Source organism: Ensifer sp. SL37, assembly GCF_026672675.1.
In the GTDB taxonomy this organism is placed as follows: domain Bacteria; phylum Pseudomonadota; class Alphaproteobacteria; order Rhizobiales; family Rhizobiaceae; genus Ensifer; species Ensifer adhaerens.
In genome coordinates, this window is sequence record NZ_JAPPRN010000006.1 from 1,850,345 (window position 1) to 1,862,500 (window position 12,156).

Genomic DNA, 12,156 nt, shown 5'->3' on the forward strand with positions numbered 1-12,156 from the left:
TAGGAAGGGCGAAAATACCACAGGGCGGCTGGCGGAAACAGGCATTAGCGCCGCCCGATCCATACTCCTTTTGGGTGTCTGCGATGAGGAATGCCTGTCAGGCGGCGACCTGCATCAGGTCGAGCATGCGGCCGATGGCGCTCGGGATGGGGGCGATGATCGGCGTCGAAAACATCGGCTGGAGCTCGTCGGCCGCCTGGCCGAGCGGGCCGCCGCCGATGATGACGGCCTCGGCGCCGTCGAGCTCGATGCATTGGCGGACCGCATCGCCGAGAGCCGAAAGCAGCCGATCCGGGTGGGCGGAAAGCGCCAGTGGATCGCCCGAAGTGCAACGGATGCCGGTATATTGTTCCCAGACGCCGAGATCGCGGGCGCGGTCGTCGATCGCCTGGATCAGTTCCGGCGTCGTGGTGGCGACGCCGAATTTGCGGCCGCCCTGTGAGGCCTCGATCATCGAGGCCTCACAGATTCCGATGACGGGGATATCGAGCCGGTGCTTGAGCGCGGCAAGGCCGGGATCGCCGAAGGCGCTGACGACGATGCCGAGGCATCCGACCTCATGCTTTTCGCCGATCTCGACGACCTCGGCAGCGGATGCGTCCAGCTGCTCCGGTGTGACGATCATCGGCGGGTTACGCATGGCCGTGGCGACTGCCACGGCCATGCGTCCTGATGCTGCCCGGCGTGCGATGGCGACCATCATGTCGCTGGTGGCACGCGAACTGTTCGGGTTGATCAGAAGGATATGTGCGCTCACGTTCTCAGTTCCACGCCGACTTTGATTTCAGAAGTGTCAGCCTTTGCGAGGTCCGCATCGGCAGGCTGGGTGAGGTCTTCCATCGACATGCCGTAGGTTTCGGGGCCGAGCTGGATGCAGAAGGCAAAGACCGCATACATGCCGGCGGCAAGCCCGAAGACACCGACCATGCCGTAGACGTCGAAGAGGGCGCCGGCGATGGTGGGGACGAAGGAACCCGCGGCCGAACCGGTTGCCAGGATCAGCGCCACGCCGAAGGCGCGGATGCGGGTCGGAAAGAGTTCGGGCGCATAGATCCAGATCGAGGTGTTGAGCATCAGCACGAAGAACTGGAAGATCGCGCCGAACATCAGCACCAGATAGATGTTGGTGCCGAGATAGGCGATCGAAACCGCCGCAAGGCAGGCGAACACGGCGCCGAGCGTCAGCACCTTCTTGCGCGGGAAGTAGTAGCCGAACATCGAGGCGGCGATGGCACCAAGCACGCTGCCGCTCTGGATGATCATGCTGTAGAGCAGGCTGCCCTGCAGCGTATAGCCCATGGAGACGAAGATGATCGGCATCAGCGTCAGCACCGAAAGCTGGGCGCCGTAGCTCATCAGAATGGCGATGGCGACGGGGATCGTGCGGCCGATGAAGGGCGCGCGGAAGAGTTCCTTCCAGTCGCTCTTGGCCGGCTCTTCGTCCTTCAGGTGATCCTTGGTCAGATATTCCTGGACCTTGAGATTGCGCGGGCGCAACGAGCCGGAGGCAAGGATGGAGAGCACCTTGTTGGCTTCGTCGATCTTGCCCTGCGAAGCCAGGAAGCGCGGGGTCTCCGGCACGAAGCGGCGGTAGAAGACAACGAGCAGGGCCGGGAGCGCGAGGGCGGCGAAGAGCCAGCGCCAGCTGTTTTCACCCGGGAAGAGGGTGAAGATCATCAGGCCGAAGGCGGGCGCCAGGAAGTTGCCGAAGCCGCCGGCGCCGACATTGACGAGGCCGGCCGCCGTGCCGCGGAATTTCGGCGAGCAGAATTCCGACAGCATGGTAACGGCCGTCGAGATTTCGCCGCCGACGCCGAAGCCAACGATGGCACGGGCAAAGCAGAGCGTGGCGAAGTTCGGCGCCATGGCGCAGGCGGCCGAGCCAATGGTGAAGAGCAGGAGGTTGATGGTCAGCATCACGCGTCGGCCGTAGCGGTCGCCGAGGATGCCTGAAAGCAGGCGGCCGATCGCCGCGCTGCCGAAGGTGATGGTGTTGAGGAAACCGATGTCGGTGCCGGTAAGGCCCCAATGTTCTTTCAGGATCGGGCCGGCAACGCCGATGGTGTTCTGTTCGAAGCTGTCGAACAGGCAGCCGATGAGCACGAGGGCGAGAATTTGCTTGTGGGCGCCGGTGACGCCGATCTTGGTGAAGGCTGATTCCAACTGTCTGATGACCGGCGATGACCTGCCGGACGGTACCATATTTTCCGCTGCCATGGTCCGTTCCCCTTTATGGCTTAACAACGTGAAAATGTGAAAACTAAGTTTCATGAAATCTACATCATGAAATCTGAGTTTCATAGGAGATTCTATGACGCGCTGCGAAAGGAATTGGCCGCTCGCAACCCAGGTTATGGAATGCAGATTTCGTGCCACTCGGTTGGAAACGACAGTTTCTCGTTTGCCGTCAAAAGCTTGGCGACAGATTGCACTCTAACGGGCGGTTGAAACCCAGATTTCTTGTGCTCGAAAAATGTTCTGCCGTTTCAGGCAAATGCCCAATCGGCGCTCACAATTCGTCGAGCGCGTCGTTGATCGCCTCGATGCCGCGCAGGCGGTTTCGGCCGGCGGGACCGGCGATTTCGATGCAACGCGTGGTGAGCAGATGGCAGAGCGCCATCACCGAGACGTGGTTGAACAGGGGCCCCGGCGCCAGCGTCTGGCAGCGGAAATGCCATTCTGCCTGGTTGAGGAAGGGAACGCCTTCGTCGGTGATATAGAGCAGCCTTGCGCCCGATTTTTCGAGCTGCGCGAGGATCGGTTCCATCAATGTGACGCGCCGGCGCAGGCCGAAAAGGATGACGACGTCGTCGTTGTTGATGCTGACCAGATGTTCGCCGAGCGTCTGGCCGCCGCCGGGAATGGCCGAGATGTGCTCGACCACCTGTGTCATCTGCCATTGCAGATAGGTGGCGAAGGAATGGCTGGCGCGAAAGCCGATGACCCAGACTTTGCGGGCGCCAAGGATGGCGGTTGCCGCCGCCGTCACCTGGGTTTCGGAAATGGCGAGAAAGGTCGCTTCGATATTGGCCACGCCCTGCGCCACATGGGACGTGAGCGACTGCTCGCCGCCGCTGTCGGTGGCGGTTGCAAGGAACAGGCGCGAACCGGTCTGCTTGTCAGCGCGGGCATGCCGACGTGCTTCTTCGTAATTGTCGTAGCCGAGCCGCTGGATGAAGCGAGAGACCGTCGCCTTCGACACATGTGCGAGCGCCGCCAGTTCCTGGGCTGAGTAGCTGGCGACCTCGCCTGGAAAATCGCAGAGGAAGTCGCCCAGCCGCCGCTCGGCCGGATGCAGTTCCGGCAGCACTTGGCGAACACGGGTGAGGAAGGAACGTTCTTTCGGGCTCATGCGATGTCCATGAAACTGGCGTTTCACGGCAATCTCTGATTTTCGCGGGGATATTGCAAGCGAGGCGGGCGGATGCCGCCTCGCTTTCAACGGCTGCAGACGCGGGCAGTTGCCCGCGTGCGTCAGTATTTCGACGGCACGTAGAGTTCCGGCGGCAGAACCTTGCGCTCGTAATCCGGGTTGAAGACGCGTTCCGGTAGGGAGATTTCCTCGTGCGGCACGTCCTCGTAGGGGATCTGCCTCAACAGGTGGTCGATGCAGTTCAGACGGGCGCGCTTCTTGTCGTTGCCTTCGACGATATGCCAGGGCGCTTCCGGGATGTTGGTTCGGGCGAAGGTCTCCTCCTTGGCCTTGGTGTAACCTTCCCAGCGCACCCGCGACTGCAGATCCATCGGCGACAGCTTCCACTGCTTCAACGGGTCGTGAATGCGCACCAGGAAGCGCATCTGCTGCTCCTCGTCGGTGATCGAGAACCAGTACTTCACCAGCCGGATCCCGGAGCGAACCAGCATGCGCTCGAATTCCGGCACGTCGTCGAAGAACTGCTCGACCTGGTCCTCGGTGGCGAAGCCCATGACGCGCTCGACGCCGGAGCGGTTGTACCAGGAGCGGTCGAAGAGCACGATCTCGCCGCCGGCCGGCAGGTGCGGCACGTAGCGCTGGAAATACCATTGCGTCTTTTCGCGGTCGGACGGTGCCGGCAGCGCGACGACACGCACGACGCGGGGATTGAGCCTCTGGGTGATGCGCTTGATGACGCCGCCCTTGCCAGCGGAATCGCGGCCCTCGAAGATCACCACCACCTTTTCCTTGTGATGGACCACCCAGTCCTGCAGCTTGATCAGTTCCGACTGCAACTTCAACAGCGAGCGGAAGTAATCGATGCGCGGGATCGATGGCGGGTGGTTCTTGCGGTAGATCTTGCGGATCTCTTCCGACAGCGCCGGTTCGGAAAGCTCCAGTTCGTAGTCCTCGTCGAGCGTGTCGGCCAGTTCCGCTTCCAGCCAGTCCTGCGTTTCGATCTCGTCGTTCGACCTGTTCATCTGACCCTCCGGATTGCGTGTGTTCGACGACAACTTTGCGTGATGCCATCGTTAGTCGGCTTATTTCACAGCCGCATGAAGGGAATTTGACGCTGACCTCCACGCCCCGATCGGCGCTATCCCTTGATGTACCAGCCCCAGGGCTCGTCGGCGTCGAAACTGGTGATCTGCTTGGTCTCCAGATAATTGGAGAGGCCCCAGCGGCCGAGCTCACGGCCGATGCCCGATTGCTTGTAGCCACCCCAGGGTGCTTCGGCGAAGGTCGGCTGCGAGCAGTTGATCCAGACGATGCCAGCGCGAAATGCGCGGGCGACGCGCTCGCAGCGGTCCCTGTCGGCCGACATGACGGCGGCTGCAAGACCGAAGCGGCTGTCGTTGGCCATGCGGATCGCGTCGGCCTCTTCGCCAAACGGCTTGACGCAGACGACCGGACCAAAGATCTCCTCGCGCCAGACGTAACTGTCTTCGCGCATATCGGTCAGCACCGTCGGTTCGATGAAGTAGCCGCTGTTGAGGCCGGCCGGGCGGCCGCCGCCGGCAGCCACCGTGGCGCCGTCCTGGCGGGCGCGGTCGATCGCGCCCATGATCTTGTCGTACTGCCCCTTCGAGACGATCGGCCCGAGCAGAGTGCCGTCTTCCAGACCATTGCCGATGGTGATCTTCGCCGCTTCTTCGCAGAGGCGCTTGACGACCGTCTCGTAGATCGGCTCCTCGACGAGCACGCGCGAGGTCGCCGAGCAGACCTGGCCCTGGTTCCAGAAGATGCCGAACATGATCCATTCGACGGCCTTGTCGATGTCGCTGTCGGCAAAGACGACGAAGGGTGACTTGCCGCCGAGTTCGAGGCTGACATTCTTGATGTCCTGGGCACCGGCCATCATCACCTTGCGGCCGGTGACGACGGAGCCGGTGAAGGCAAGCTTGTCGACCAGCGGATGCTCGGTCAGCGGTTGGCCGGCGTCCTGGCCGGTGCCGGTGAGGATGTTGAGCACGCCGGCCGGCAGCCCGACTTCCTCGGCGATGACGCCGAGCTCAAGTGCTGTCAGTGGCGTCAGCTCCGACGGTTTGAGCACGATGGTGCAGCCGGCGGCCAGCGCCGGAGCCACCTTCCACGACACCATCAGCAACGGATAGTTCCACGGGGTGATCGCGCCGACGACGCCGAGCGGTTCGCGCACGGCGCGTGACGTGAAGCGGCTGTCGCCGACGGCGATCGCCTCCTCAGGGCTGGTGTCCAGTTCCTCGGCGAGGCCGGCATAATAGCGGAAGCAACCTGCGGCATCGTCGATGTCCCACAATGCTTCCGGCAGCGGCTTGCCGTTGTCGGCGACTTCGAGCCGGGCCAGCGAGTGGCGCTTTTCCTCGATCTTGGCGGCGATGGCACGCAGATAGGCGGCGCGCTCGCTGCCCGAAAGTTTTGGCCAGGGGCCGCTGTCGAAGGCGATGCGGGCCGCCTTTGCGGCCCGGTCCACGTCTTCGTAAGTTGCCGCAGGCGCACGATGGATGATCTCCTCCGTCGCCGGATCGATCACGTCGAGCGTGCCGCCGCGCCGCGGTTTTTCCCATTTGCCATCGATGAACAACCGGTCCTGCATGCAATACCCCTTTATAGCCCGGTGCGAGTATGGCCAGTCAAAGTGAAACACGCCAGCCGTAAGTTACGGCTGGCGTTGATCTTTTTGCCGCGAGACACTGCTCTGACGGTCGGTCGCCGACCCGCGCCACGCGAGGAACGGCAGAACCGGAAGCACGGCGCAGGCGCTGGCAAAGAGCCAGAACTGCCCGAGGGTCACGAGATTGCTGGTATAGAAGGCTCCCGAGACGATGCCGGCGATCAAGCAGGCATCCATGAGCGGCAAGCTCACGGCGTAAAACACTGCCTGGCGCTCCAGGGACAGGCAGCGTTGCACAAGGGTAAAGTAGGTGGCGAAAGCGATCATCTCCGGTATGCCGCCGACGATCAGCAGTCCGCTGGCCACCAGGGAGTTGGGGGCAAAAATCAGCGCGAAGGTCGAAAGGCCTTCGAGCAGGCTTGAGAGGAGATAGGCGCGAAGCAGCGCCTGCGTACTGGTCAATGCTCCCGCCAATCGGTGCGAGACGACGGCACCAATCAGGGCGCCGGCGCCCTGTGCCGCCAGAAGCAAGGTCCACATCTCCGGGCCGAGATGAAACTGGTCACGATTGAGCCAGAACAGGAACGGCTGCAGTGCCCCGAGCGACACCATGTAGCCGAAGGCCGGGAGCAGCAAAGCCCAGAGCAAGGGGTTCTCGCGAAACATCGCAAGGGTTTCCCGTCCGAAGCCCGATGCGTGCGAGGGTGCCGCGTTCTCCTGCACCGGCTTGTCGCGTGGTTGAAGCACCAGCAGAAGGGCTGCCCCGATCTGGGCAAGGGCCAGCGCAAGAAGGGTTGTCACGATCGAGGTGGAGGCGGCTGTGAGACCCGCCGCCGGCGGACCGAAAATCTTGGCGAAGCGGTCGATCGCCTGGAAGGCGGTGTTGGCCTCCATGTTGCGGCCGGCTGGAACGACGGCGGCGCGCAGCATCAACAGACCCGGCGTGACCACCGCGTCCGCAGCGCCGATGACCAGGACGATCATGTGCAATGTCATTGCGTCCGGCGCGAACGCAAGGCCGGGAATGGCGATGGCGGTCACCGACAGGCAGCACAGCACCGGAAGTTGCGGGCCGCTGCGCCGTAGGAGCGAGGCGACGATCGGCGCAAGCAGGAGGCTCGGCAGCAGACGCAAGGCAAGACTGCCGACCAGTTCCGCACCGGCGCCGAAGCGGCTTGCAACGACGAGCGGCAGCGCGGCGACGAGCATCCAGGAGCAGAAGGAATCGACGGTGAGGACGAGGCTGATGCGCCGGAAGGCGGCATCGCCCCAAAGATTGGAATTGTCCATAGGAGAGCCCGATGAGACGCAATCGATCTCGGGTCTGCTGTATTGGGCAGGTTTGATGAGATCGAACGCGAACAGGATAAGCCCGCGCAAGAGGCGGACGGTTCTAGGCTCACAGATGCAAGCCCCGCCTTGCGGGGCAAATCAGGCCATCAAATGGGGTTCGCTCGACATGGTCAGCCATTTACCATGGGTGCTTCTCAGGTGACAAGCGGCAGCCTTGATCGTCATGGCTGCCGCTGCCGAGATGCGGCTCTGTGCTATCGCGGCGCGTTGGCCAAGGCCGGCGTGACATTGGCGATCTGGGTGATCACCATGCCGCCGACGATGAAGAACAGGCCGGTCAGCCGCGCCGCATTGACCGGCTTTTGCGGGAAACCCATCAGGCCGTAGTGATCGATCAACATGGAAATGACCATCTGGCCGGCTATGACGGCGACAATGAAGCTTGCCGCGCCGAGCTTCGGCGCAAGGAGAAGAGCCGCAGTGATGTAGATCACGCCGGCGAGGCCGCCGACCCAGATCCACCACGGACCCTTGAATGCCACAGCCAGGCTGGGCAACGGCGCCCGGAAGGCAATCAGCATCGGCAGGATGAGCGCGAGACTGACGCCGAGCGAGACGACCGTCGCCCAGAGCGGATGGCCGAGGAGGCGGCCAAGGTTGGCATTGGCGCCGGCCTGGAGGGGGACGACGGCGCCGGCGAAGATCGCCACGGCAAGCAACAGGAGGGAGGAGAGATTGGGCATTGTTTTTCCTTTTTGTTGCGGCGATCCTCCATCATCTATCTTGGGAATGGAAATTCCAATTTTTCACGTGCTATATTCGTATGATGAATAATCTTGGCGCAATCGACCTGAACCTGCTCGTGGTGCTCGACGCGCTCCTGGCGGAGCGCCACGTCTCGCGCGCGGCTCTGCGGTTGAACAAGAGCCAGCCTGCCGTCAGCCATGCGCTGGCGCGGTTGCGCGCTCTGTTCGACGATCCCTTGCTGGTTCGCCATGGCGGCCAGCTCGAGCCGACGGTGCGGGCGCTGGAGATCGCGCCGCAGCTTGCCGAAGCGCTCGCGCATATGCGTCTGCTCATGGGGTCTCAGCCGTTCGATCCGGCGCGCGAGCCCCACGTCTTCCGGCTGGCGATGTCCGACTACGCTGCGCTTGTGCTGCTGCCGCAACTGATGACCGTGCTGCGCCGGCAGGCGCCGAACGTCGATCTCCTCGTCAGCCAGGCAAGCCGCGAAGTGATGATGGCGCAGGCCATCGACGGCGAGATCGATCTGGCGCTCGGGGTTTTCCCGACGCTTGCCGAGGATCTGAGGACATCATTGCTGTTCGAGGAGCACTTCGCCTGCCTGGCCGATCGCGCGTGCCTCGGCGGCGAAAAGACGATGGATCTTTTGGCCTATCTGCAGCGGCCGCATATTCTCGTCTCCCTGCGTGGCGATACCGGCAACGAGATCGACCTTGCGCTTTCGGCTATTGGACACAAGCGCCGCATTGCGCTGGCCCTGCCTCATTGGAGTGCGGCGCCGGGTCTCGTTCCGGGAACCGACCTCGTGCTTACGGTTGCGCGCCGGATCCTGCCCCGCGACGGGGAGACCGGGCCGCTCGCCATCTTCGCGCCGCCCTTCGCGATCCCGCCCTTCGCCTTCCGGCAGATCTGGCATCGGCGGCGCGACGGCGACCCCGCCCATCGCTGGCTGCGGGATCTGATCACCGGCATCCTCGCGCCGTCGACTGTGGCCCCCGCGGCCGTGTGATTGGACAAGCCTGAAAACGGAAAGGCCCGGTGCGGCGATGCCGACCGGGCCTTTTCTATAGGCTTTGCTGCGCGTCAGTCGTGGCTAACGCCCTGGATCGCCGAAACCTGCCATTCGGCACCCGGCTTGCGCACGAAGGTCCAGAGCTCGACGGCTTCCGTCAGATTGTCCGGATCGCCGCTGATCACCTTGCCGGTGGTGCGGTCGCGCATGACGTCGATGCTCTCGTAACGCATGGCGACGGTCGCAAATTCGGTTCCGTTTTCCGACCACGCTTCGGCGACGTCGCCCTGAACGAGGTGCACGTCGCGCACATCGTTCTTGACGCCGCTCGTGGCGTTGTCGCTGAGCTCTTCGGCTAGGTACGACATGGCTTCCGGCGTCGTCAGGCGACGCAGCGTGCCGTAGTCTTCCGCGGCGTAAGCCGCCTGCACGTCCTTCAGCATCTTTTCGAACTGCTCGAGGTCAGACCCCTGGACGCCGATTTCATCGGCCGGGCCGTCGGTGACGGGCGCCGCCTCAGGGGCTGCCTGGGGTCGAGCCTGCGCCTGACCGCTTGCCTGGCCGCCGCCGATGCTCGGGATCTTGAACGACGGCATGCCGTTCGATGGCTGCTGGCCCGACGAGCGCTCGGACGGGCCGGCATAGGCTGTCTGCTGGCGGTTGCGGTTAAAGAAGCGCATGGCGAGCATGATCAGGCCACCGATCAGGAGCATCTGCACGATCAGGCCGAGGAAGCCGGCAGCACCGCCGAAACCGCCGCCCATCAGCATGCCGATGAGGCCGCCGACCATCAGGCCACCGAGCAGCGAACCGCCGAAGCCGCTGAAGAAGCCCGGACGGGCGTTCGGCTGGGTGGAGTTCGGGCGCGTCTGGCCGGCTGCCGGATTGGTCGCGGCCGGGCCTGCGTCCTGGCGCGGCGTCATCGAACGGTCGATCGGTGCCGCGTTGGTCGGCGCGGTACGGGTGACCGGTGGCTGCGAGAAGGTGCGGGTGCCGCGGCTACCGAAGCCGCCGCCCGAACGCCGCGCTTCGGCGACGTCCACAACGGTCAGCGCAACGACCATGCCGATCGCCATCATTGCCAGAGTTCGTCCAAAACGCCCAAATCGCTGCATTGCCATCACAACCCCTAAATCTTGCTTGGGCTCAAACCGAGCCATCAGGACCTGATATAGGGGCTCAACGCCTGAGATTTAAGCTTTTCGCGTCGCTTTTCGGCCAGTTTACCGTTATCCGACACCGCTAGCTGGCCGAATCCGGCGTGGAATCAGCATCTTCGGCGGACGCCCGAGTGCAGCCCGCCCTTGCCGCTGACACCTAGCGATTGACTGCCAGGATCATCGTCGCCGCCTTTTCGGCGATCATGATCGTCGGCGAATTGGTGTTGCCCGAGGTGATCGTCGGCATGACCGAGGCGTCGGCGATGCGCAATCCCTTCAGACCGCGCAGGCGCAGTTCCGGATCGACGACGCTCTCCGGATCGGCGCCCATGCGGCAGGTCCCAACCGGATGGAAGATCGTCGTGCCGATATCGCCGGCCGCGCGCTTCAGGTCCTCCTCGGTCTCGTAGGACGGGCCCGGCTTGAACTCGACCGGGTTGAAGCGGGCGAACGAGGGTTGCTTGACGATTTGCCGCGTCAACCGGATGGCGCTGACCGCGACATCGCGGTCGGCCTCCGCCGTCAGGTAGCGCGGCCTGATGTCCGGCGCGGCGGCAAAATCCGGACCCTTCAGATGTACCGATCCGCGGCTTTCCGGGCGCAGATTGCAGACGCTGGCGGTGATTGCCGGGAAGGAATGAACCGGCTCGCCGAACTTGTCGAGCGACACCGGCTGCACGTGATACTGCAGATCCGGCGTTTCCTTTTCCGGTCCGGAGCGGGTGAAGATGCCGAGCTGGCTCGGCGCCATTGCCATCGGCCCGGAACGCTTCAGCAGATATTCGAGCCCGATCGACGCCTTGCCGAACAGCGAGTTTGCCTTTTCGTTGAGCGTCGGCACGCCGGTGACCTTGTAGGCCATGCGCAGCTGCAGATGATCCTGCAGGTTTTCGCCGACGCCGGCGCGTTCGTGGCGAAGCTCGATGCCGTTTGCCTGCAGCACGTCACCACGGCCGATGCCGGAGAGTTCGAGGATATGGGGTGAGCCGATCGCGCCGGCGGAGAGCACAGTTTCGCGGGTTGCGCCGGCGCGCTTGACTGTGCCGTCATGCTGGAATTCAACGCCGGCGATGCGATCGCCCTCGATGATCAGCTTGCGCACATGCGCCTTGGTCAGAACTGTGAGGTTGCCGCGCTTCTGCGCCGGGCGCAGGAATGCCTTTGCGGTGTTCCAGCGGATGCCGGAACGCTGGTTGACATCGAAATAACCGGAGCCTTCGTTGCTGCCGCGGTTGAAATCCGGCGTCTCGGGAATGCCGGCTTCGCTTGCCGCCTTCTGAAAAGCGTCGAGCACGTCCCAGCGCACGCGCGCCTTTTCCACCCGCCATTCGCCGCCGGCGCCGTGCATCTCGTTGGCACCGCGATAGTGGTCCTCGGATTTCCTGAAGAGCGGCAGCACGTCGTCCCAGCCCCAGCCGGTACAGCCGAGCTGGCGCCAGTGGTCGTAGTCCTCAGCCTGGCCGCGCATATAGATCATGCCGTTGATCGACGAGCAGCCGCCGAGCACCTTGCCGCGGGGATAGCCGAGCGAACGGCCGTTCAGGCCCTCTTCCGCTGCGGTCGTGAAACACCAGTCCGTGCGCGGATTGTTGATGCAATAGAGATAGCCGACCGGAATGTGGATCCAATGGTAGTTGTCGCGGCCGCCGGCTTCGAGCAGCAGCACGCGATGCCCCGGGTTTTCCGAAAGGCGGTTGGCAAGCACGCAGCCGGCGCTACCTGCCCCAACGACGATGAAGTCGTATATGTCCATGGTTCTCCCTCGATATGTACGGCGCGACCCTTCAGATCCCGGGTTCGGGCGACATCGCTCCTTCAGCCGCGCCCCGGCGCCGCATTCTTGAGCTTCGTCATCTTGTCTTCTTCCTGAACCGTCAGCCGCCGCGAACGAACGCAGGAATACTCCGGCGCCGGATGGTGGCCGCCGGGGCGTTCGTTT

General features: G+C 63.6%; 10 protein-coding genes. 1 reads left to right on the forward strand and 9 read right to left on the reverse strand.

The genetic code is table 11. From position 1 onward, the window contains the following. Nucleotides 1-97: 97 nt before the first annotated feature. The 7 genes from OVA00_RS21060 to OVA00_RS21090 all read right to left on the reverse strand — a co-directional run bounded on the left by OVA00_RS21060 (nt 98) and on the right by OVA00_RS21090 (nt 8,044). Nucleotides 98-757 carry an aspartate/glutamate racemase family protein gene (locus tag OVA00_RS21060; RefSeq protein WP_250808050.1) on the reverse strand — a complete coding sequence of 220 codons (660 nt, stop codon included), beginning with the start codon at nt 755-757 and terminating at the stop codon, nt 98-100. Then, nucleotides 754-2,217 (reverse strand): MFS transporter, encoded by a 1,464-nt coding sequence (locus OVA00_RS21065; protein WP_268089574.1) that lies wholly within the window; start codon nt 2,215-2,217, stop codon nt 754-756. The genes OVA00_RS21060 and OVA00_RS21065 overlap by 4 nt, the downstream gene beginning before the upstream one ends. Before the next feature lie 292 nt (nt 2,218-2,509). Next, the gene (locus OVA00_RS21070) at nt 2,510-3,352 is read right to left on the reverse strand and encodes a MurR/RpiR family transcriptional regulator (protein ID WP_034802348.1); all 843 of its coding nucleotides are present in this window, start codon (nt 3,350-3,352) and stop codon (nt 2,510-2,512) included. 122 nt (nt 3,353-3,474) lie between these two features. Then, nucleotides 3,475-4,395, reverse strand: a complete 921-nt coding sequence (ppk2, locus tag OVA00_RS21075; RefSeq protein WP_060530005.1) for a polyphosphate kinase 2 — start codon at nt 4,393-4,395, stop codon at nt 3,475-3,477. A gap of 116 nt (nt 4,396-4,511) precedes the next feature. After that, nucleotides 4,512-5,990, reverse strand: a complete 1,479-nt coding sequence (locus tag OVA00_RS21080; RefSeq protein ID WP_268089575.1) for an aldehyde dehydrogenase family protein — start codon at nt 5,988-5,990, stop codon at nt 4,512-4,514. Nucleotides 5,991-6,053: 63 nt separating this feature from the next. Then, nucleotides 6,054-7,298, reverse strand: coding sequence for an MFS transporter (locus OVA00_RS21085; RefSeq protein ID WP_268089576.1), 1,245 nt, complete (start codon nt 7,296-7,298; stop codon nt 6,054-6,056). 257 nt (nt 7,299-7,555) lie between these two features. Further along, entirely contained in the window at nt 7,556-8,044 is a 489-nt protein-coding gene (locus OVA00_RS21090) for a DMT family transporter (protein ID WP_060521346.1), read from the reverse strand. 80 nt (nt 8,045-8,124) lie between these two features. Between OVA00_RS21090 and OVA00_RS21095 the strand changes: the two genes are divergently transcribed. After that, on the forward strand, nt 8,125-9,054 hold the full coding sequence (locus tag OVA00_RS21095) for a LysR family transcriptional regulator (RefSeq protein ID WP_268089577.1): 930 nt from the start codon (nt 8,125-8,127) through the stop codon (nt 9,052-9,054). Nucleotides 9,055-9,128: 74 nt separating this feature from the next. On the opposite strand, the gene OVA00_RS21100 is transcribed toward OVA00_RS21095, so the two are convergent. Together OVA00_RS21100 and OVA00_RS21105 are read right to left on the reverse strand one after the other, a co-directional pair. Continuing rightward, nucleotides 9,129-10,133 (reverse strand): Tim44 domain-containing protein, encoded by a 1,005-nt coding sequence (locus OVA00_RS21100; RefSeq protein WP_442780572.1) that lies wholly within the window; start codon nt 10,131-10,133, stop codon nt 9,129-9,131. 241 nt (nt 10,134-10,374) lie between these two features. Beyond that, nucleotides 10,375-11,970, reverse strand: a complete 1,596-nt coding sequence (locus tag OVA00_RS21105) for a GMC family oxidoreductase (RefSeq protein WP_060582918.1) — start codon at nt 11,968-11,970, stop codon at nt 10,375-10,377. Nucleotides 11,971-12,156: the final 186 nt, after the last annotated feature.